Below are 20,715 nucleotides of genomic sequence, written 5' to 3'. Positions count from 1 at the left end.
CAGTAATATTGCATTGAGAATCAAATGCCCAGTCGGGTGGACCTCGACGATTGCCCACCCGGCCGGGCGACCATCAAGGAGATCTTCATGCGTACATTCTTCCGCGGCGCCGCCGCGTTCATCGCTGTCTTGATCACCGCCGGGCCCCTGTCCGCGGCGGGCAACTCGATCCGGTTCGCGCGGGCGCAGCCCGAGGGGACGGTCGTCACTGTCAAAGGCGTCGTGTCTGTCCCCTCGGGCGCGTTCGCGCCCAACGACCAGGGGTTCGCCATCCAGCGCGGGCGCACGGGGATCTATATCCACGACGCGCTGGGTGGGAGCTATGCGCTCGGCCAGGAGGTCGTGGTGACTGGCACGGTGGCGAACAGCTACGGCCAGGTCCTCGGCGTCCAGCCCACGGACATCGCCGTCTCCGGCTCCCATCCAGTCCACCCGGCGAAGCCCATCGACACGGGCGACGTGGGCGAGGATTCCGAGGGGACCCTCGTCCGCATCGGAGGCACGGTGGTGGACGAGGTCTTCGACGACGGGGAGTATGGCTACCGGTTCCACGTCGACGACGGCTCGGGCGAGGTCACTGTGTTCGTCTATGCCGGGACCGGCATCGACGTGAGCGGCGTCGCCCCGGGGGACGACGTGGAGATCACCGGGTTCAGCGGTCAGTTCCTCGATCACTACGAGGTGAACCCGCGGGTGCCCTCGGACATCGAGGAGCTCCCCTGAGCCTGCCTCGGGACGAAGGGGTCTGACGGCCTCTCTCGTCCCCCCGGCCCACGACCGGGTACCGTGTCGCCCAAGGACACGACGAAGGCCCCGCGATCTCGCGATTGCGAGGCCCTCGCCAGACGAACCTCAGGGGACGAGCGCGCGGCGCGCGCGTCTTTGGGTCGGCGTGCGACTTCAGATTGCGATGAGCCCCGTTGACGTGGAGCTCGGTGGAACTCTCATGAGGCGTTCCGGCGCGACTCGTTGTTCTTCGTCTCCGGGGGCGACGTCGCGCTGATGGAGGTCCCGGAGCCCGCGGTGACGCCGCTCGTGCTCGCGGCCGTGCGCTCGCTCGACGACGACCCCATGCTCGTCCTCACCTCGCCCTGCTGCTGCTCGCGGTAGAGCCGGATCTCGTTCCGCACGTCGACCACGCCCGAGATCCGCTCGGCGAGCGCCTCCAGCTGGTGCTTGAAGCGACGCTCGCGGACGGTCCCGGAGAGGACGACCTCGCCGTTCTGCACCTTCACCTCGACGTCGCTCGCGTCGAGGTCCGGCTGATCGGAGATCTGGTCGCAGATATCCTCGCGGATCCGCTCGTCCGAGCGCTTGTACCCCTTGGGCGGGCGACCACGCGAGCCGCCGAGCCCGCCGCCCTGTCGAACGGTCTGGAGGAAGCTGCGGCCGCCTGGGGCCTGTCCGCCGGATCCCTGTCCGCCGTAGGGCTGAGGGGAAGGGCCTTGATCGCCGCCGAAGGACGACTCGTGGCCTTCGTACCCGCGTTGCTGTCCTGGCCGCTCGTTCCAGCCGCGCTCGTCGTCGGCCCACTGCCGGAGGCCGCCGCGGGCTCCGTATCCTTCGTGCTGGACTCCGCCCGGGCCTCCCTGGCGACCGAAGCCGCCCTGGCCGCCACCAGATCCACCCTGGCCACCGAATCCACCCTGGCCTCCGAGGCCGCCCTCACTGCCCTGGCCGCCGCCGAAGCGGCCCTGTCCGCCGAAGCCGCCCTGGCCAACCTGGCCGCCGAATCCACCCTGGCCACCGAAGTGGCCCTGACCGGCGCCATAACCGCCCTGGCTGCCGCCGAAGCCACCCTGTCCGCCGAAGTGGCCCTGTCCGCCGAAGCCACCCTGTTCGCCCAAGCGGCCCTGTCCGCCGAAGCGGCCCTGTCCGCCCTCATCGCCATAGACGCCCTGGCCACCGGCGAATCCGCCCTGGCCGCGGCCGAATCCCTCTCCGCCGTAGCCGCCGAAGTGGCCCTGTCCACCGAAGCCGCCCTGGCCGCCACCGAGGCCGCCCTGGCCGCCGCCGAATCCGCCCTGGCCGCCGCCGTAACCGCCTTGGCCGCCGCCGAAGCCGCCTTGGCCGCCGTAGCCGCCCTGGCCGCCGCCGAAGTGACCTTGGCCGCCGTGACCGCCCTGGCCGCCACCGAAGCTGCCCTGGCCGCCGCCGAAGCCGCCCTGGCCGCCGCCGTGGCCGCGCCTGGCGTCAAGATCGTCGCGACCTCCTCGCTGGAAGTCATCACGCTGGCCGCCCCAGTCCTTACGCTGGGCGTCCTCGCGCTGCCCCCAGCCGCGATCCTGTCGGCCCTCCCAGGCGCGTTCGCCGCCGTGGCCGCGCCAGCTCGGGTCGCCCTCGCCGCCGCGCTCGCCCTCGTAGCCGCGTCCGACAGACTCTCGCTGATCGGAGCGACCGCGGAGATCATCGTGACCTCCGCGGGAAGGGCGTCGATCGTCTCGCTGGAGGACTTGCTCGTAGTTGCCACGATGCCCGTAACTAGCATCCCCGCTCGCTCCACGCTCGCCACGATATCGCTCATCGCCTCGCTGACCCTGGGTTGGCCCAAACCGCTCGTCGTCGCGCCCCGGCCCATCGTTATGTTCCTCGTCGATCCATCCCTGACGATTCGGCATGACTCCTCCGCCTTTCTTGCGAGTCTTGCGAGAAGAGCGACACGGCAGCGAAACTGGGCCGCTCCTCTCCGGTGATCCAGCCGACGCTCGGTCCACATTTGGGCGACGCACGAGCGTGCGGGAGGACAGCCGTATCGGGCCGCCTGTCGTGCGTGCCTGTCCGGCGCCGCGTGGGCTGAAGATCCAGGGCCCCGACGCCCCGGCGCGATCCCACATCGCAAGGGGTGTTCCAGGACCGCGAGGGCGGTATTTCGCTCCGTTTTCAGGAAGATTTCGCCCCGTCAGGCCCCGCTGCGAGGTGCAATGCGCCCCATGCCGGAGCGACCAAAGCGTCTCACAGAGACGTTGTGCCACAGTGACGACATCATGAATTAGGGCTTCCCCTGAGGGTGACTCGGGAGCCGACGGACGATGTCACATGACTTTCCGTGTTGCGCGGCGGCGTTTCTCACCGAGATGTTGATTTCCGAGCACCCGAGCTCGACCATGGCTCTGCGGATGAGCCCGCCCTGTGGCCCCACGGACGAGCCCGCCTCATCGATTGCCGATGAGCTTCCTCGAACGCCGCACGCTCGCGGGCGCTCCCACGAGAGGCGCGAGAGACGAAGAGCGAGGACCGAAAAGCGGAGCGACGAGGGGCGAGCCGCGACATGAGCCGGGAGAAGAAAGAGCAGGGCGGAAGGCGAAAAATGTGACCATCGCGGCATACCGGCCGGACGCTCGGCAGGCCACGGCGAGATCCGCGGTTCGCGTGTTCGTGTGCGGGCGGGAGCCCGGCCCGCTCCTCACCGAAAATCCATGCGCGCGCCGCGCGGCCGCGATTACCCTCGCGCCTTCCTCGGAGCTCCCATGCCGGCCCAGCGAAGCGTGACGAAATGGCTCGAGCGAGCCCCTGCGCCGGTGTTCACGGCCTTCGCCGTGATCGCCGCGTTCTCGACCTACTTCTGCATGTACGCCTTCCGCAAGCCGTTCGCGGTCGGCTCCTACAAGGGGATGGTCGCGCTGCCGCTGCTGCCCGCGCTCGATCTGAAGAGCCTCTACATCATCGCCCAGGTGCTCGGGTACTGCGCCTCCAAGTTCCTTGGCATCAAGATCGTCTCCGAGATGCCGCCCGAGCGGCGCGCGCTCGCCATCCTCGCGTGCATCGCGGTGAGCGAGGTCGCGCTCGTCCTGTTCGGGCTCGCGCCGGCCCCGTACGCCGCCGCCTTCCTGGTGCTGAACGGCCTGCCCCTCGGCATGGTCTGGGGGCTCGTCTTCGGCTTCCTCGAGGGGCGCCGCGTGAGCGATCTGCTCGGCGCCGGCCTCTGCGCCAGCTTCATCGTCGCGAGCGGCTTCGTAAAGACCGTTGGCAAAATCACGCTCGGCTGGGGGGTCCCGGAGGTGTGGATGCCCGCGGTGACGGGGGCCCTCTTCTTCCCGCCGCTGCTCCTCTCGGTGTGGATGCTCGCGCAGATCCCGCCGCCCTCGGTGGACGACGAGGCGCTCCGGACCCGGCGCGCGCCCATGGACCGCGCCGCGCGGCGCGCGTTCGTCCTCGCGAACGCCGGCGGGCTCGCGACCCTCGTCCTCGGCTACGTCGTCCTCACCGCCTACCGCGATTTCCGGGACAACTTCGCCCGCGAGATCTGGGACGCCCTCGGCTACACCGACCAGCCGGCCATCCTGACGACGGCCGAGATCCCCGTGGCGATCGGCGCGCTCCTCTCGGTCGCGGTGATGATCGGCATCCGCAACAACCGCGCGGCGCTCGTCGCGATCCACGGCGTCATGGTCGCCGGGGCGGCGCTCGCGGGGCTGAGCACCGCGCTCTACCAGGCGGGCGTCATCGGCCCCGTCGCCTGGATGATCAGCGTCGGGCTCGGGCTCTACGTGGGGTACGTCCCGTACAACTGCGTCCTCTTCGACCGGCTCATCGCGGCCGTGGGCTCGGTGGCGACGGCGGGATTCCTGATCACCGCGGCCGACGCCTTCGGCTACCTCGGGAGCGTGGCGCTCCTGCTCTACAAGAGCTTTGGCCAGGCGAAGCGCTCGTGGCTCGAGTTCTTCGTCGGCTTCAGCTACGCGACCGCGTTCGTCTGCGGGGCCCTGTTCGCCGCATCCGCGGCGTACTTCTGGCTGCGCACCCGCGGCCCGTCCGCCGCGGTGCGGCCCGCGGCGCTCGACGCGTGAGCGCGCCACCAGCTGCCGGCCGAGCGGGCGAGCCATGGGGGCCCGTGGCGCGGGCGAGCGTGGGGGGAAGGGCTCAGTTGATCGGCGGGATCTCGGTCTTGCAGCCGACCTGGAGCTGGACTTGCCCGCCCGCCTGGAAGCGGGTGCAGGTCGCGGGGCACATCACGATCTTGGTCGGCGTGCCGCCGGTCGTGGGGTCGACGTCGTAGTACCAGCCGCCGGCGGTCGCGTCGCAGCGCGCCTCGCTGGCCACGTAGAAGATGGTCGACGGGTCGCTGCCCTCCGGCGGCGTGTGCTGCACGTTGAGCGTCCCGTAATCGAGCGTCTGCCCGGCGGACGGCGCCGGGACCTGGTACTCGCACGCGAGGCTCGTCCCGCGGATCTCGCTGAGCGCGTCGAGGAACGCCTGCGTGACGTCGGAGCTCGTGTCGATGAAGTAGGCGGACGTCGTCCCGCCGCCCTCGGCGATGCGGTTCATCGTGGCCTGGGCGCCCACGTCGTCCCCGTTGAAGACGCCGATGACGAAGGTCGAGATGCTCGGCGAGCCGCTCAGCCCCTCGGCCGCGATCTCCGCGATGCCGTCGGCGGACGTGGGATTGCACTCGGTGGGCATCCCGTCGGTGGCGAGCACGGTGACGACCCTGTGGGTCGGGTTCGCCTCGGCGTGGGCCCGGGCCTGGGCGATCGCGCCGGACAGGGCGCCGGCGGTGGGCGTGCCCCCGTCGGGAAATGTCTGGTCGATCGACCCGATGAGCTCGTCGGCCCAGGCGGCGTCGAGCGGCGCGATCGACACGGCGGGCGTCGCGTAGTCCTCGGTGATGCACGAGTAGGGGTGCGCGCAGGTGCTCCGGGACACCCGGTAGCACGTGCCCGCGCGGCCGTCGCAGCGCTCGCCGATCAGATCGCAGATCTCGCGGCTCTGGGAGCACACGCCGATGTCGATGCACTCGTCGCCGTCCGAGCAGTCCGCGTCCTCGACGCAGATCTGGATGCCCGTGGAGGTGGAGAACGAGCTGCGACAGGCCCGGAGCGCGCACGGCCCGCTGTCGCCGCACTGCTCGTGGGTCGTACAGCTCGCGGGCACGTCGGCGTTCATCAGAGGGAAGTACTGGAGCCCGACGCCGAGCCCCTCCGACTGAGGATCGGTGAAGAAGGCCTCGAGCGCGTCGGTCACCGCGCGCCATTTGGTGCCGCCCGTCGCGAGCCGCTCATCCATCGACCCCGACGCGTCGAGCATGATGTAGAGGTCGAGCGGCACGAGCTCCGCCGTCTTCGTCTCCCCCGCGCACGACGCCTCGCCGCCGGCGCCCTCTCCGGCGCCGCTGCTGGGCCCGGTGGTGATCTCTCCAGGCCCGTCGGTGCCATATCCGGTGCTCGTCTCCCCGCCTGTTCCCGGGCCATTCCCCGAGCCATTCCCCGGGCCTGTCCCCGTGCTGGCCCCGGCACCCGCTCCGCCGGCTCCGCCGGCGGAGACCGAGCCATCGGCCCCCCCGCACGCCGCGAAGATCACGCTGATCCCCGTCGCGGCGAGCGCCACCATCGTTGACCGGTTCCTCATGAGAAGAATCGAAACACCCTGGAAGCGCTTTGTCGAGCGCGTTGACTCGAACCCTCTGTCCGCGCTCTGGCTCGGTGTGGGGCGGGGTGAGACGCTTCAGGGGAGGTCAGGCGACAGCTGAGCTCACCGTGTGCTCGCGGGCACAGGATTGCTCCGAAGCACAGGATTGCTCCGGCCCGCAAGGTGCTTTGGAGCACACGTCTGCTCCGGAGCTTAGGGCTCCGCCGTAGCGCATGTGCTTTGGAGTACAGGGGGGCTCCTGCGCGTGGCGCTTTGCCGGAATGCAGGGGTCGGGAGCGCCGGGGGGCTCCGTAGGGCGGCGCGGCGCCGAGCTCAGGGGTGCTTCTTCGGACCGACGAGGCTGCGGAGGACGGCGCGGGCGACCTCGGCCCCCGTCGCGTCGCGCAGGCTCACCGGGATATCGTACTCCCTGCGCTCGCTGGTCTCCGGGAGCGGGCACTCGCAGACGGCACGGATCGTCCCGCGGGCCTTCTTCACGTACTCGATCGAGAGGCCCGCGACGATGAACCGGGCGTCATCGGGCAGCGCGTAGGACAGCGCCGTGTTGCCGGTGAGCTCGGCGAGGTTGACGAGCGCGACGGCGTGCACCGAGCGGAGGTGGTTGCGCAGCCCCGGCCGGTCGCGCATCGACACCTCCGCGCGGCCGCGCTCGAGGACCTCGACCTCGGCGCGGATCGTCCCCGTGTACGGGGCCATCGCGCCGATGAGCCGGCTGAACAGGCGCTTGCCCCCTGGCAGGAGGCTCAGCTTGTCCCAGACGTCGCGGATGGTGTTGCGGCGCGAGCTCGCCGCGATCGATGCGAGAGAGAAGTCGGTGAGCTTCATGCGCTGGATCCGCCGGGCGGGGGCGCCAGCCTGCCTCGAGTCGCGCGCGGACGCACCCGGAATCCCCGGCGAGCCGGTGCGTCCCGGCGCCTCCTCGCGCCGCAACCTGGGCGCAGCACGACTCATTCTCAGCATGAATTGTACTTCAGAATGATATTCGATAGTCGGATGGCTCCGGAGCGCCCTGGCGTCCCCGTTTTCGCGAGGATTCTGCGGCATTTCCGGGCTCCGGACGCCCGTGAGCAGCCGTCCGGGCCCCCCGTCCGTCGCGCGTGGCCTGCTTCGGGCGGCAATCTCCCGTCCGTGCCCGGAACTGGACTTGTGTATGACAAGACCTCGACGTCCGGGCCAAGGTGGCCCACCCGAGAAAGAGCGCGCTTTCGAGCTTCTCTTTCGTGAACAAACCTCCGCGCTCGTAGGGCGCTGGCTGACGGGCCTGGGGGTCCCGCTGCGCGATCGCAAGGACCTCGCGCAGGAGGTCCTGTTCGCGGCGTACCTCAGCTTCAACAAATACAATCCCGAGATCTCCCGGCCCGAGCGCTGGCTGAACAGGATCACGGTCCACACGGCCTCGCACTACCTGCAGCGGGCCCAGCACCGCTACGAAGAGCTCGTGCCCGACGATGAGCTCCCTCCCCTCGTCGACCCCTCCAAGACCTCGGAAGAGCTGCTGATCTCGGATCAGGAGCGGCTCGTCGTGCTGGAGCTCATGCAGCAGCTCGACGCCGACGCGCACTGGATCCTGGTCGGGCACGATCTCCACAGCACCCCGATGGCGGATCTCGCGCAGCAGCGCGGCATCCCGCTGTCCACCGCGTACAAGTGGCGCGCGCGCGCCATCCGCCTGTTCCACGACATCGTCGTGAAGCGCCGGCGCGAGGACCGGAAGAGGGAGGGCTTTCGCCTCGTGTTGCCCCTGGATCTGGCGGCGCTCCTCGCCACCGCGCGGATCTCGCCGCGCGTGCCCGACGACGTCCGGGTCTCGATCCTCCGCGGCGTGCAGGAGTCGGTGGGGGCGCTCAAGGCGGGCAGCGCCGGGAACGCCGCCGGGGGCGTCGGCCAGGCGCTGAGCGACGCCGCGGCGTGGCTCAAGGGCCTCGCGAAGCTCGTCCAGGTGCCGACCCTGGGCGTGGCCGCGCCCGTCGCGGCCACGGCGGCGGCGGCCACGGGGGCGGTATGGCTCGCGCTCCAGGCCCCGGAGCCGCCGCCTCTGCAGGAGGTGAGGCACGTCGTGCCCGCGCTCATCGCCGCCATGCCGCCGCGCCGGCCCGCCGAGCCGCCGGCGCCGCCCGTCGCGCCGCCGGCGGCCCCGGCGCCCGTCGAGGCGCCGCGGTCGAGCCCCCCGGCCCAGCGGCGCGCGCGCGTGCCGCCGCGCGACCGGGGGGAGCGCTCGCCGGCGCCGGTCGCCGCCGAGACGATCGAGAAGCTCAAGATCGAGATCGACGGGCCCGGCAGCAATCACGACATCGCCCTGTTCGACGCGGTCACCGAGGCGCTGCAGGCGCGCGATCCGGACCGGGCGACCGCGGCGCTCCAGCGCTACGAGCGCGAGATGCCGAACACCCTCTTCGCGTCGGAGCGCAAGGTGCTCTGGATCCGGGCGTTCGTGATCGCGAGGCGTTACCCGGAGGCGCGCGCCCTGCTCGAGGAGGTGCGGCTCGATACCGCGATCCAGCGGCAGGCGATCGAGGAGCTGGACATGATCCTGAACCCCCGGTGAGCGGGCGACCGGGCCGCCGCGCGCCCCGCGCCGCGGCGGCTCAGTCGCCGGCGTAGGTGCCGAAGCTCGCCCGGCCGCTCGTGGAGACCTGCGGGGCGGCCTGGCCCACCTGCACGACCGCGGACACGAACGCGGCGGGCTTGAGCCCCTCGTCGGGCCCGGCGTCGTTGGTGATGTACTCGAGCCCGAGCCCCGCCAGGAAGCCGAACGACGTGGTGTTGCCGCCCGAGCCGAGGATGGGGATCGTCGGCGCGACGCCGACGTAGCCGAGGAGGCCGACCCGCCCCTCGCCGAGCGTCTGCACGAAGCCGCCGAGCTGCGCCGCGATCGGGAAGGCCCGGCGCTCCACCGGGTCGTAGCGGTCGATCGCGAGCGCGACGCCGACGGCGCTGAGCACGCTCCGCGTGACGAGGGGCTTCTCCACCCACGGCGCGCGGGTGACCTGCAGCGTCGCCAGCATCGCCGGGACGGTGAGGTACGCGCGGAAGCAGGTCCCCGCGGCCTCGAGCGTCTGGAAGTTGTCCTCGCCGCACAGCGGGACCGAGTGGATCGCCACCGATCCCACGAGGCGCCGGGCGCGCTCCGGCTCGCCGGGCTCGTTCGAGCGCAGCGAGCTCGCGACGCGGCCCGCGTCGGAGACGAGCACCACCTTGCCCTGCGGGCTCAGCGGATCGCTGTAGACGGCCAGCCGGAGCCGCGCGTCCCCGTCGAAGTCCTCCGCGAGCGGCGGGAGCGCGAACTCCGCGCTGCTCGGCGTGACGATCCACGTGCCGTTCTGGAGGAGCTCGATCGGCGTGCCGCTCCGCATCTGATCGGTGCGCGTCAGCGAGACATGGAGCGCGAGCGGCGCCACGAGCCGGTGCTTGGCCTGGCCCGTCAGCCGGATCCGGCAGTTGCCCAGCCGGAGCGGCGCCGGCGAGATGACGACCGCGCCGTGCGCGAGCGGTTGTGGCCCGGGGCGCGATGGATCCACGTCGGGCGCCCGGCGTGGAGGCGGCAGCCCGGCCGGCGGCTGGGCCTGCGCCGGAGGCGGGGCCCGCTCCACCGCGCCGGGCTGCGCCGGCGGACCGGCCTGCGCCGCCGTCGGAGGCCGCCGGCCGGCGCCTGCGCCGCCCTGGAGCTGTCCATTCGCGCGCGCAGGTACCCGGCCCGCCGGCGGGGCAGGGGACGCCGCCCGCGGCCCGGGCGGACGGGCGCTCCCGGGCGGCGGGAGGCTCCCGGCATCCGCGCGGGGCGCGATCGGCGTGGGGCCGCAGTCGACCTTCAGGTCGTCGGCGAGCGGATCGGGGAAGAGGAGCCGCGCCGGGTTCGACTCGACGAGGTTCTCGAGCGGCGGGATGGTGACCCGGTACGTCGCGTTGACGACGTTGGCCGCCGCGGGCGCGTGGAGGTTGAAGGCGGTGACCCGGAGCCAGCCGCCGCCCGGGAAGACGCGGAGGACCTTGCCATCGGGGCGCCCGCAGCCGCCCGAGGCGACCTCGAGGACCGGCACGGTGAACGTGCGCTGGAACGGCTGCACCCGGGCGTTGCCGCAGCTGTCGACGATGGCGAGGTAGTGGAAATCGGCCATCTCCGACTGCTTCGGCCACTGCATGCCCAGCGTGAGCTCGCCCGCGTCGGCCGGCGGCGGCTCGGGCCGGCCGTCGCGGCAGACGTCCACGCGATCGGACGACAGCGGCGATAGCGGCGACAGCGGAGACGGCGCGGCGGGCGCGCCCACGGGAGACCGCGGGGCGTCGGCGACCGGGCGGTAGGCGCAGACGTGCCGGTACGAGCGGCGGCCGAGCAGCACCGGGTCGAAGTCGAGCAGGCGCTGGCCGTCCTCGGTGAGCCGCCCCCACACCGTGAGCGGCAGGGGCAGCGTCGGGGTCTGGAGCTTGATCGAGCGCAGCATCTGGTCGCCGATCGGGCTCTGCCCGGGATCGCCGGTCTGCGCGGCGCAGCCGCCGCCGCTGCACAGCCAGCGGCCGCCGCGGCGCGCGGCCTCGATCGGGACCGGATCGGTGTCGCGGACGCTCATCCAGACGCGGCGCGCGTCCGGGAAGATCTCCGGCCCGCCGGCCGACGAAGCGGCGCTGGCCGTGCCCGCCGGCGCGCGCACGACCTGCAGGCTGCCGCCGAAGTCGGCGGGGACGGCCATCGGCGCCGCGTCGGTCGGGCGCCTCAGGGAGGTGGCCGGCTCCGGCGTCTCCTCGTCCTCGGTCTCCCCGGTGTCCGTCTCGGGATCGTCCTGCGCCGGCGCGGTGGCGGGCGCGGCGATCGCGAGCGCGAGCGCCACGGCCGACAGGAACATGGCGGATCTGCGTGCGCTCACGGCGAGCCTCCCCCTCCGGCGCCCGGCTCAGGCTCCGGCTCAGTCTCCGTTTCGGCGTCCTCTTCCGGCTTTGGCTCCGGCGTGACGGTGATGGGCTCGGAGGAGCACTCCGGGCTCGCGAGCAGGCGGGGCGTCACACGGAGCGTCGTCGTCCCCGGCGCGACAGCGACGCCCTGGATGATCGTCGCCTCGCTGTCCTCGCCGCGCAGGGTCACGGACGCCTCGCCGAGCGCGATCACCTGGTCGTCGCCGACGGTCAGGTCGACGGGGACGGCGATGCGCACGCGCTCGGCGTTGTAGGCGCTCACCTCGAAGAGATCGCCGGGCGTCCCCGCGGCGACGACGCTCCGGAGGGCGCGCACGCGGAGCAGGCGCGGCTCGGGGTCGACGGTGAGCGAGGGGATCGGGTCGAGCGCCTTCTGCCCCGAGCTCACGGCGATCTTCACCTCGCCGCCGAGGTCGCTGAAGCACAGGATGAAGGGCGGGCTCTCCCCGGTCGCGCCGAGCAGCACGCGCAGGCGCGAGGTCCGCTCGAGGCAATCGGGGGTGAGCGAGAGGGCGGCCTCGCTGTGCAGCGACTCGATGATCACCGGCGCGTGCTCCACGACGCCCGGCGCGTCCAGGGGAGGCGACGCGCGGACGCGCGCCTCGCGCGCCCGGATCGCGCCCGGCCGCCAGGTGGCGCCGAGATCGTCCGGCAGGGGGCCGATCGTGCACATGAGGGGGACGTAGGTCGCGAGCACCCGGTCGCTGTCGCCGAGGCCCCCCGCGATGAGCGCGAAGTTGGTGGCGTCCTCCGGCAAGCCCGCGGGGAGGATCGTGATCGGGAGCTCCTCGGTGCGGTCGGCCCACGAGACGACGAGCCGCGCCTCGCCGGACCAGTCGCCCTCCGAGGCGGCGGTGAAGCGGGCGTAGCCCTGGGTTCCGGCGGTGCAGCGGAACGCGCCGTCCTTCACGCCGCACGAGGCCCCGTTTTCCTGGTCGCGTTCCACGGGGTGCAGCGTGAGCGCCTCGCTCGGGACGGCGCGGACCTCGACGTAGCCGCCGTACGCCGGCTCGTTCGCCTCGGTCAGCTTGAGCGAGACCGCGGTCCGCCAGGGGCTCTGGCGGGGCAGCACCGGCTTGCCCGCCTCGTCGAGCGTGTCGGCGGCGAACAGCGGCCCGGCGACGTCGGCACGGAGCTCGACCTGCCCGCTCCCGGCGAGGGGATAACCGCGCTCGATGCAGGCCGAGGCGAGCGAGCCGAGGAGGAGCGCGCCGGCGGCCGCCGCGAGGAGCGGCGCGCTCGGTCGGCGCAGGCGGCGCGGGCGAGCTTTCGCGTGGAGCGCGCGTGGAGCGGCGGGTGCGCGAGGCGCGCGAGGCGCGCGAGGCGCGCGCGGGCAGGAGCGGGGCACGGCCGGCCGGGGCGCGCTCACTTCTGGTAGATCTCGGTGTACTCGGTCCCGAGCGGGTGGCGGTGCCAGGCGTAGGCGCTCTGCGGGAACCCGCTCTCGTCGGTGTAGTCGCAAGGGCCGAGCTCCCACTCGGTGTGCCAGACGCTCGCGCCCGTCGCGGGGTCGACGGACATCCCGTGGGCGGTCACGTCGCTCTCCGGCTCGGCGGGGTCGTGCACGACGCGCGTGGCCTCGTCGAGGTAGCGCTCGAGGACCGCGACGGGGATGCGCGCCACGCGCTTGCCGGGCATCGGGATGAGGAACACGTCGCTCTTGTCATCGGTGCTGGTCATGGAGCTCTCTCCTGGCGAGCAGCGGGGGCGGCTTTCCGGGCCGCGGAGCGCCGGCGCCGTGGCCGCGGGTCGCGCCGGAGCGCGGGCTCTCGCTGGTGCTCGGCGCCATCCCTCCAACGCGGCGCCGAGCATACCTGCTTCCCGCAACGCGAGGGAGCGCTTCGCGCGGCGCGCGTCAGGGAGGCGATGTCTGCAGAGGCGTGCCGGGCGGCAGCTCCTTGACGTCGGTGACGAGCGACGTCGGGTAGCGCTCCCAGTCGACGACGAACGTGAACTCGATCGTGTCGTCGAGCGCCAGGCCATCGAGCGACACCTCTCGGGCGACGCCGAACGGCATCGCCATCGAGGCCATGCCCTTCTTGCGGCCGTCGCGGCTCACGAAGTCGGGGATCGGCTCGTGATGGATGAGCAAGACCCGCTGACCGTCCGGATACGCGATGTTGCGGAGCACGCCCCGGCTGTGATAGCGGGCGCCGTCCTCGCCTCCGCCGCGGCAGGCGAGGAGGGTCATCAGCGGGGCGAGCGCGAGCCTCGCGAGGGCGTATCGCGGCGGCGTCACGGGTGGGCCGGCGGCAGCTGGCTGACCTCGGCGGGCGCGCGGGGCGCGACGCCGATGCCGGGGCGCTTCTCTTGCGGGAGCATCCAGAGGATCTGCTCCAGCATGACGTCGGGGTTCGTCAGGCAGGGGCACGCGGCCCACTGCTGGTGGGCCACGTTCCCGTACAGGACCACGCCGATATGGGACGATGCGCTCCCGTCGATCTCCGGATCGGGGTCGACGAAGCCGAGCTTGCGCCGCACGAGATCGAGATCGCCGGCGCTCCCTGTCAGGAAGAGCCAGCCCGGCTTGACGCCGTGGGCCGCCGCGTACGTGCGCAGCACGTCGGGCGTGTCTTCTTCGGGCTTGAGGGTGAACGAGTACATGAAGACGTCGCGGCCGACCGCGTCCCCGAGCCTGTTTTGCACCCTGCGCAGGTTGGCGGTGGTGCCCGGGCAGATCCCCTCGCAGCGCGCATACATGAAGTTGATGACGACGACCTTGTCCTTGAGGAGGTCGTCATAGAGGCGAACCTCGTTTCCCTCGTGGGTGCGCAGCGTCACGTCGGGAAAGTAGTCGGCGCCGAAGCCGCCCGGGCTGGGCGCGAAGCGCGCCACCGTCCGCGGCTTCGCCGGGAGCCCCTCGCTGGCCATGACGTAGGCCGCCGGGGCGAGCGCGCACAGCGCGTACAGGCCCCAGCGGAGCATCCGGACACGGTTCGACATACGGCGTCTCCGGCTCCGGTCAGGGGATGATGTCCCAGCGGAGCATCATCGCGTGGTCCTCGTGGAGCGTGTTGTGACAGTGCATCACGTAGCGCCCGACATAATCGCGGAACCGCAGGAAGATCTGGATCTCTGAGCCCGTGAGCCGACCCACGTCGATGACGTCCTTCCGCCCGGCGAGGCGCGGCGGCGGCGGCGCGCCGTCGATGCTGAGGATCCGGAACTCTTCGTGGTGAATGTGGAGCGGGTGCGACCACCCGCCCGACGAGTTGTTCAAGGTCCAGATCTCGGCGGTGCCTCGGGTCGGGTTCGCCCGGACGACGTTCGGGTCGTAGAACTGGCCGTTGATGGCCCACGCGCCGTTCGTTCGCTCCAGCTCCCACGTGCGCGTCGCGACGACCTCGCTCAGGATGACAGGCGGCAGCTGGCGCAGGGTGGCGGGCACCTGGCTCGGGTCGGGGGCGTTTCGGTCGACCTCGAAGCGCAGGACGGCATTGCCCTGTCCTGCGGGCAGGATGTCTTCATCCGGCCCGCGCCCGTCGTCCTGGGCCTGGCGGTTCTCGAGGATGATGTTGCTGCCGATTGCCGCGTTCGTGAAATCGATGATGACGTCGACCCGCTCGGCCACGGCGAGCCGCACGCTCTGCGCGGTGATGGGCGCCGGCAGCAGGTTGCCGTCGCTCGAGATGATCGTGAAGTTGGCCCCGTTGCTCAGGTAGAACCGGTAGTAGCGCGACGGCCCGCCGTTGAGCAGGCGGAATCGGTACTTGCGCCGGGCGACCTTGAAGAATGGCTGGATCTTGCCATTGACGAGGAACTTGTCTCCCAGGATGCCGTCGAAGTTGAACATGTCGAAGTAGATCTGGCCGTCCTCGTCGAAGACCCGATCGGTGAACAGGAGCGGCACGTCGTACTCGCCGCTCGGGAGCCGGAGCGCCGTCGGGCTCGTGTCTCCCTCGTCGCCCGAGTCGACGTCGTCGAAGAGCAGATAGAAGCCGGCGAGGCCACGGTAGACGTTCTGCGACGTGAAATCGGCGCGGTGGTCGTGATACCAGAGCGTGCCGAGCGCCTCGCGCGGGTCGCCGAGCGGGAAGTACGCGGGCGTGTCGAAGCCGGCGTACGCGTTGATGTAATGGTGATCCTTGAACAGGCCCGTGGCGTAGAAATCGTTGGGGAAGCCGTCGCTCGGCGGCGCCGTGTGCAGGTTGTGCAGGTGGGTCGAGACCTCGGGCCGGCCGAAGCCCGCGTGCGCCGAGAGCGCCGGCAATTCGTTGTGAAAGCGCACGGAGATCGGCTCGCCATAACGCGCCATGATCGTCTTGCCCGGCAACGTGCCGCCCCAGCCCCACGCCGTGTTCGAGGGCAGCTCAGGGTGGTAGCTGTGCTGGAACACCTGGGCCCGGAGCTCGTACTTCTTCTGGGGCAAGAAGCGGGTCCAGAACGGGTGCGCCGCCCGCGGCGCTTCCCCGGTCACGGCGAGCTCCGCCGGCGCCGGCGTCAAGGTGACGGGGGAGGCAACGGGCGGAACGACCAGCGGCTGAGACCACGGCGTCGTGGGCGGGCTCTCGGGCTCGTCGCTGGCGCGCGCGCTCAGCCCGCTCTTGGTGACCAGGTACCCGCTGCCCGCCATGAGCCCCATCTTGACGAGATCGCGCCGGGTGAGGCCGGCCTGGATGAGCTCCTGTCGGTTCCTCCGGGCGGTGACGGCCAGCTTGCTAGGTTTGTATTTCAGCAGTCGCATCCATTTCTCCTGAGCGGATGACACGAGCGATTCACGCGCTGCCGCAGATCCCGGCCAGGCGCGGCGATGACCGGCCAGGAGCGCGCAACGACGCACGCCCGGCGGCCGAGCGCGTGCTCGCCAGCGTGCGAATGCGATCGCCCCGCCTCCTCGTGATTCGACGCCTTGAAGCGCACGCTTCCTATACCGCCAATCGATGCTCCTGGAGAAGTGTTATTCGCAATGTGATTGCAGATAACATTCAAGTGACACAGGCGTGCGGCGCCGGTGAATGACGCGATGCGTTGCCGTGGGACTTGCGCCGATCCGAAGGAGCGGCTTCGCCCAACCCGGGCTCCGTCGCGGAGACCACGTGAGAGCCCCGGGCGAACATGCCGAGCGGGAGCTCGGGCGCCGCTCTCTCTCCCGAGGACACCTCACGGTGGGACGGAAACCGCCGATGGCGGGGCGTCGGCGCCCCCTGTGGTAAGCTGCCGCCGCCGTGGCCCCTCCCGAGCTCGTCCCGGTCGCGGCCGCCTCATGCTCTCTCCGGATTGCCCGCTCGTTCTTGGTGGCCGTTACCGTCTCCTGAGCGAGATCGGCCGCGGTGGCGCGGGCGTTGTGTACATGGCCGACGACCTCGACGGAGGCGGTCAGGTCGCGGTGAAGGTCCTGCTCCGGACACACGCGGCCGGCACGGCGGCGGCCTCCCGGTTCGAGCGCGAGATCCGGGCCATGCGGCTCCTCGACGCGCCCGGGTTCGTGCGCATGCTCGACGCCGGCTTCGCCCGCGAGCTCGACGATGCCCCCTTCCTGGTGATGGAGCTGCTCCGGGGCCACGACCTGGAGCAGCTCGTCACCACCCAGGGCAGGCGCTCGCCCGGCGAGGTGCAGCGCTGGCTCGGCGAGGTCGCCGAGACCCTCGAGCTCGCCCACGCGCGGGGCCTCTCCCACCGCGATCTCAAGCCCGCGAACCTCTTCCTCGCGATCGGCGACGACGGGCGGGAGCGCGTGAAGATCCTCGACCTCGGTCTGGTCAAGGCGGTCGACCCGGGCGCGCTCGGCGCGTCGGGCGGGATCACCGCCACGGGCACGGCGATCGGCACGCCCATCTACATGGCCCCCGAGCAGGCGCGCGGGCGCTCGGACCAGATCGGCCCCGCGGCGGACGTGTGGGCGATCGGCCTCATCGCCGTCCGCCTCCTGACCGGCGACATCTACTGGACCGCGAACAGCATGGCCGAGCTGATGGCGGCGCTCCTCGTGATGCGGCTCTACCCGCCGTCGACGCGCTGGCGGTGGCTCCCGCCCGCGTTCGACGCGTGGTTCTTGCGGTCGTGCGACCGCGACCCGGCCGGGCGTTTCCCTTCGGTCCGCCAGCAGAGCCTCGCGCTGCGCGCAGCGCTCGAGGGCTCCTCGGCGGCCGCCGAGCCGCCCGGCGCCGGCCTGCCGGCGTCGCCCGGGGGCGGCGTGCCCGCGGACATGCTCAGCACCGACACCATCGAGCTCGCGGGCACGGTCGAGGCCCCGCCCCAGGCGCTCCCCGGCGGCGCGCACCGCGACTCGGACCGCTTCTTGCCGCCGCCCGGCCTCCACGGCACCTCGCCGCCCGGCCTCCACGGCGCTCCGCCGCTCGGCCCCCACGGCACCTTGCCGCCCGGCACCTCGCTGCCGCTCGGCTCCTATGGCACGCCGCCGCTCGGCACCTCGCCGCCGCCGCCCGGCTCCCACAGCACGCCGCCGCTCGGCCTGTTCGGCGCGCCGGAGGCCGAGCGGCCGCGCCACAACCTGCCGGTCCAGCGCACGCCGTTCGTGGGCCGCGCCCGCGAGCGCGCCGAGATCGCCGCGCTCCTGCTCGACCCCGAGGCCGGCCTGCTCACGCTCACCGGCGTCGGCGGCACCGGCAAGACCCGGCTCGCGCTCCAGGTCGCCGAGGAGCTCGTCCCCGTGTTCCCGGGCGGCGTCTGCTTCGTGCCCCTCGCGTCGCTGCGCGAGGCGGCGCTGGTGCCCTCGGCGATCGCGCAGGCGCTCTGCCTCGGCGAGGGCGGCGCGCGGCCGGATCTCGAGCGCGTGGTCCAGTTCCTCCGCGACCGCCGCCTGCTGCTCCTGCTCGACAACCTCGAGCACCTGACGGCCGCGGCGCCGGCGATCGCGCACCTCGCCGCGAGCTGCCCGCACCTCTCGCTCCTCGTGACGAGCCGCGCCGCGCTGAACCTCTCGGGCGAGCGGCGCTACGTCGTGCCGCCGCTGGAGGTGCCGGAGCCGCGCGACGTCACGGTCGACGCCGCGCTGGCGAGCTCGGCGGTGAGCCTGTTCTGCCGCAGGGCCGCCGCGATCAAGCCCGGCTTCCAGCTCGGCCCCGACAACGCCGCGGAGATCGTGGAGATCTGCGCGCGCCTCGACGGCTTGCCGCTCGCGATCGAGCTCGCCGCGTCGCGCCTCCGGGTCCTCACCCCCGCGGCGCTGCTCGCGCGCTTCGGCGACCGCGGGGCCGCCGGGCGCTCCTCCGCGCCCGCGGGCTCGTTCCGCCTGCTCACGGGCGGCGCGCGCGATCTGCCCGAGCGCCAGCAGACCATGCGCGCCGCCATCGACTGGAGCTACGGCCTCCTCGATCCGGAGGAGCAGCTCGCCTTCCGCACGCTCGCCGTGTTCGCGGGCGGCTTCTCGCTGGCCATGGCGGACCAGATGTGCGCCTCCCGCGATCCGGCGCTCGACACGCTCGGGATCCTCGAGTCGCTGATCGACAAGAGCCTCGTGCTCCAGGTCGCGGGCGAGGAGCCGCGGTTCCAGATGCTCACGATCCTCCGCGAGTACGGCCTCGATCGGCTCGCGGAGGAGGGCGCCGCCGAGGCGTGCAACCGGCGCTTCGTCGAGCTGTCGCTGGAGCTCGCCGATCGCGCGGCCGAGGCGCTCGGCGGGACCGAGCAGGCCGCGTGGCTCGCGGCGCTCGATCTCGAGCACGACAACCTCCGCCTCGCCCTGGAGCTCGCGCTCGCGGGCGCCGACGCGGGCGCCGCGGTGCGCCTCGCCGCGGCGCTCTCGCGGTTCTGGTACATCCACGGGCACTACCAGGAGGGCCGCGCGTGGCTCGGCCGGGCGCTCGCGGGCGCCGGGGGCGTCGCGCCCGAGCACGTGGCGTCGGCGCTCCGGGGCGCGGGGAGGCTCGCGCTCCTCCAGTGCGACTACCGCGAGGCGCGCGCGCTGCTCGAGCGGGGCGCGACGCTCTACCGCGAGCTCGGGGACGAGGGCGGGCTCGCGTCGGTGATCCAGATCCTCGGGAGCGTCGCCCGCGAGCAGGGCGACTACGCGCGCGCGCTCACGCTGCACGGCGAGAGCCTCGCGCTGGCCACGCGCCGCGGCGACACGCTCGAGGCGGCGCGCGCGCTCGGCTACTCGGGCTTCGCGGCGTGGCTCTCGGGCGACACCGCGCGCGCGGAGGGCGCGTGCCGCCTCGCCCTGCCGGAGCTCCGCCGCGCGGGCGATCGCGAGGGGACCGCGACGGCGCTGCTCTACCTCGGCTGCGCGGCGTTCTACCGCGGGGAGCTCGGCGAGGCGGTCCGCCTCTGCGAGGAGAGCGAGGGCCTGTCGCGGCAGGTCAAATTCAAGGAGGGGATCGCCTGGACGAGCAACATCCTGGGCCTCATCGCCATCGAGCGCGGCGATCTCGCCCTCGCGGAGCGGCGCCTGCGGGCGAGCCTGCGGCTGCACCGGGAGCTCGGCGATCTCTGGCGCTCCGCGAGCGTGCTGGAGGCGCTGGCGTGCGCGGCGGTGCGGGCGGGGAAGGCGGAGCGCGGCGCGCGCCTGCTCGGCGGCGCCGCGGCGCTCCGCGAGGCCATCGGCACGCCGGTGCCGCCCATCGAGCGGCCGGCGCTCGAGGCGTGCGTCGAGGCCGCGCGCGCGGCGCTGGGGGAGGCGGTCGACGATGCGCGCTTCCTCGAGGGCCGGGGCGCCGGGCTCGACGCGACGATCGCGGCGGCGCTCTCGGAGTGAGCCGGTCCGCGTCGCGTGAGGGGACAGGTCTTCAACATGGGTGAACGGGGCGGATCGAGCAGGATTTCGCGCCCTGGAAACAGTGCGGTTCGCTTCCGTTATCGAGCGCGCTGTGCTCGATGGTGGATATGAAGAGCGCACGATGGGTGTTCGCAGGGTTGATGGGGATGATGTTTGCCTTGCCCGCATGCTCGGATGACACGCAGGAAGGCCCGGGCGGCAGCACCGGAGAGGGCGGCGGGGCGGGGGGATTCGCGGTCACCGGACCGATCACGGGGGAGACGGCTCCAGAGGGCGCCGTGGTGGCCGCCGTCTGGATCGTGAGCTCGTCCAGCCCCGACTACGGCTTCAACTTCGGCGAGGGGAGCCTCTCCGGCGCGACGTTCACCGTCGGCTTCGGGTCGGCGCCGCCGCGCGAGGCGCTCAACAGCAACGGTGTCGGCATGGGCTTCGTCATGCTCCTCGCGCCGGGCACCCAGATGCCCGGGGGCGAGATCGACCCCGACGTGCTCGATACAGCGCTCCTCGGGGTGAGCTCGCGGCACGTCATCGTCTGGCGCGACGACTCCGGCCAGGGGTTCGGCTGGTCCGAGAGCTTCCCGGCCGGGTTCGGCTGCGGCAAGTGCGTCGCGGCGCCGCAGGGCGAGGGGTTCGACTCCTACGAGCCTGTCGACTGCTCTGAAGTGGAAGTCCAGGTCACATCGGACCCGGATTCGCTCGAGTTCTGCAACTGGACCTGACGTCGCGACCTGCTCACCGTGCGCGCTTCGGCGCCGGCAGATCCCACCTCT

15 protein-coding genes are annotated in these 20,715 nt (G+C 72.3%); 6 read left to right on the top strand and 9 right to left on the bottom strand.

Translation table 11 applies throughout. The annotated features are described in order from the left end of the window. Positions 1 to 24 precede the first annotated feature (24 nt). A complete protein-coding gene (locus WMF39_RS28670) occupies positions 25 to 723 on the top strand; it encodes a hypothetical protein (protein ID WP_437739665.1) in 699 nt (232 codons plus the stop codon). Positions 724 to 944: 221 nt separating this feature from the next. Here WMF39_RS28670 and WMF39_RS28665 read toward each other — a convergent pair whose 3' ends face one another. Further along, positions 945 to 1,298 carry a BON domain-containing protein gene (locus WMF39_RS28665; RefSeq protein ID WP_437748044.1) on the bottom strand — a complete coding sequence of 118 codons (354 nt, stop codon included), beginning with the start codon at positions 1,296 to 1,298 and terminating at the stop codon, positions 945 to 947. A 147-nt stretch (positions 1,299 to 1,445) separates the two neighbouring features. Here WMF39_RS28665 and WMF39_RS28660 point away from each other — a divergent pair, with 147 nt between their 5' ends. After that, positions 1,446 to 2,693 (top strand): hypothetical protein, encoded by a 1,248-nt coding sequence (locus WMF39_RS28660; RefSeq protein ID WP_437748150.1) that lies wholly within the window; start codon positions 1,446 to 1,448, stop codon positions 2,691 to 2,693. A gap of 774 nt (positions 2,694 to 3,467) precedes the next feature. Then, positions 3,468 to 4,787: a DUF5690 family protein gene (locus tag WMF39_RS28655; RefSeq protein WP_437739664.1), complete on the top strand. Its 1,320-nt coding sequence runs from the start codon at positions 3,468 to 3,470 to the stop codon at positions 4,785 to 4,787. A gap of 73 nt (positions 4,788 to 4,860) precedes the next feature. Here WMF39_RS28655 and WMF39_RS28650 read toward each other — a convergent pair whose 3' ends face one another. Together WMF39_RS28650 and WMF39_RS28645 are read right to left on the bottom strand one after the other, a co-directional pair. Next, positions 4,861 to 6,345 carry a hypothetical protein gene (locus WMF39_RS28650; RefSeq protein WP_437739663.1) on the bottom strand — a complete coding sequence of 495 codons (1,485 nt, stop codon included), beginning with the start codon at positions 6,343 to 6,345 and terminating at the stop codon, positions 4,861 to 4,863. 333 nt (positions 6,346 to 6,678) lie between these two features. Then, the gene (locus tag WMF39_RS28645; RefSeq protein ID WP_437739662.1) at positions 6,679 to 7,191 is read right to left on the bottom strand and encodes a hotdog fold domain-containing protein; all 513 of its coding nucleotides are present in this window, start codon (positions 7,189 to 7,191) and stop codon (positions 6,679 to 6,681) included. A 325-nt stretch (positions 7,192 to 7,516) separates the two neighbouring features. Between WMF39_RS28645 and WMF39_RS28640 the strand changes: the two genes are divergently transcribed. Then, positions 7,517 to 8,911 (top strand): RNA polymerase sigma factor, encoded by a 1,395-nt coding sequence (locus tag WMF39_RS28640; RefSeq protein WP_437739661.1) that lies wholly within the window; start codon positions 7,517 to 7,519, stop codon positions 8,909 to 8,911. 40 nt (positions 8,912 to 8,951) lie between these two features. Here WMF39_RS28640 and WMF39_RS28635 read toward each other — a convergent pair whose 3' ends face one another. The 6 genes from WMF39_RS28635 to WMF39_RS28610 form a co-directional block, all read right to left on the bottom strand. Beyond that, positions 8,952 to 11,225 (bottom strand): hypothetical protein, encoded by a 2,274-nt coding sequence (locus WMF39_RS28635; RefSeq protein WP_437739660.1) that lies wholly within the window; start codon positions 11,223 to 11,225, stop codon positions 8,952 to 8,954. Next, complete coding sequence (locus tag WMF39_RS28630; protein WP_437739659.1) at positions 11,222 to 12,619, bottom strand: hypothetical protein; 1,398 nt, start codon at positions 12,617 to 12,619, stop codon at positions 11,222 to 11,224. Before WMF39_RS28630 ends, WMF39_RS28635 begins: the two co-directional genes overlap by 4 nt. A 17-nt stretch (positions 12,620 to 12,636) precedes the next feature. Further along, a complete protein-coding gene (locus WMF39_RS28625) occupies positions 12,637 to 12,951 on the bottom strand; it encodes a hypothetical protein (protein ID WP_437739658.1) in 315 nt (104 codons plus the stop codon). 175 nt (positions 12,952 to 13,126) lie between these two features. Further along, on the bottom strand, positions 13,127 to 13,510 hold the full coding sequence (locus WMF39_RS28620) for a hypothetical protein (RefSeq protein ID WP_437739657.1): 384 nt from the start codon (positions 13,508 to 13,510) through the stop codon (positions 13,127 to 13,129). Then, complete coding sequence (locus WMF39_RS28615; protein WP_437739656.1) at positions 13,507 to 14,214, bottom strand: SCO family protein; 708 nt, start codon at positions 14,212 to 14,214, stop codon at positions 13,507 to 13,509. Before WMF39_RS28615 ends, WMF39_RS28620 begins: the two co-directional genes overlap by 4 nt. A gap of 19 nt (positions 14,215 to 14,233) precedes the next feature. After that, positions 14,234 to 15,955, bottom strand: a complete 1,722-nt coding sequence (locus WMF39_RS28610) for a multicopper oxidase family protein (protein ID WP_437739655.1) — start codon at positions 15,953 to 15,955, stop codon at positions 14,234 to 14,236. Between the two features lie 519 nt (positions 15,956 to 16,474). On the opposite strand from WMF39_RS28610, the gene WMF39_RS28605 reads away from it, so the two are divergent. Beyond that, complete coding sequence (locus WMF39_RS28605; RefSeq protein ID WP_437739654.1) at positions 16,475 to 19,924, top strand: protein kinase domain-containing protein; 3,450 nt, start codon at positions 16,475 to 16,477, stop codon at positions 19,922 to 19,924. 128 nt (positions 19,925 to 20,052) lie between these two features. Continuing rightward, on the top strand, positions 20,053 to 20,664 hold the full coding sequence (locus WMF39_RS28600; RefSeq protein ID WP_437739653.1) for a hypothetical protein: 612 nt from the start codon (positions 20,053 to 20,055) through the stop codon (positions 20,662 to 20,664). Positions 20,665 to 20,715 lie beyond the last annotated feature (51 nt).

The sequence above is a fragment of the Sorangium sp. So ce1504 genome, from assembly GCF_051521635.1.
In the GTDB taxonomy this organism is placed as follows: domain Bacteria; phylum Myxococcota_A; class Polyangia; order Polyangiales; family Polyangiaceae; genus Sorangium; species Sorangium cellulosum_B.
The sequence above is the reverse complement of the archived record's forward strand: the minus strand, read 5'-3'. Positions and strand labels throughout refer to the sequence as shown.

Coding starts and splice junctions, on each gene's coding strand:
- WMF39_RS28670 (WP_437739665.1), top strand. CDS start 25: ATGCCCAGTCGGGTGGACCTCGACGATTGCCCACCCGGCCGGGCGACC.
- WMF39_RS28655 (WP_437739664.1), top strand. CDS start 3,468: ATGCCGGCCCAGCGAAGCGTGACGAAATGGCTCGAGCGAGCCCCTGCG.
- WMF39_RS28650 (WP_437739663.1), bottom strand. CDS start 6,345: ATGAGGAACCGGTCAACGATGGTGGCGCTCGCCGCGACGGGGATCAGC.
- WMF39_RS28645 (WP_437739662.1), bottom strand. CDS start 7,191: ATGAAGCTCACCGACTTCTCTCTCGCATCGATCGCGGCGAGCTCGCGC.
- WMF39_RS28640 (WP_437739661.1), top strand. CDS start 7,517: ATGACAAGACCTCGACGTCCGGGCCAAGGTGGCCCACCCGAGAAAGAG.
- WMF39_RS28625 (WP_437739658.1), bottom strand. CDS start 12,951: ATGACCAGCACCGATGACAAGAGCGACGTGTTCCTCATCCCGATGCCC.
- WMF39_RS28615 (WP_437739656.1), bottom strand. CDS start 14,214: ATGTCGAACCGTGTCCGGATGCTCCGCTGGGGCCTGTACGCGCTGTGC.
- WMF39_RS28610 (WP_437739655.1), bottom strand. CDS start 15,955: ATGCGACTGCTGAAATACAAACCTAGCAAGCTGGCCGTCACCGCCCGG.
- WMF39_RS28605 (WP_437739654.1), top strand. CDS start 16,475: ATGCTCTCTCCGGATTGCCCGCTCGTTCTTGGTGGCCGTTACCGTCTC.
- WMF39_RS28600 (WP_437739653.1), top strand. CDS start 20,053: ATGAAGAGCGCACGATGGGTGTTCGCAGGGTTGATGGGGATGATGTTT.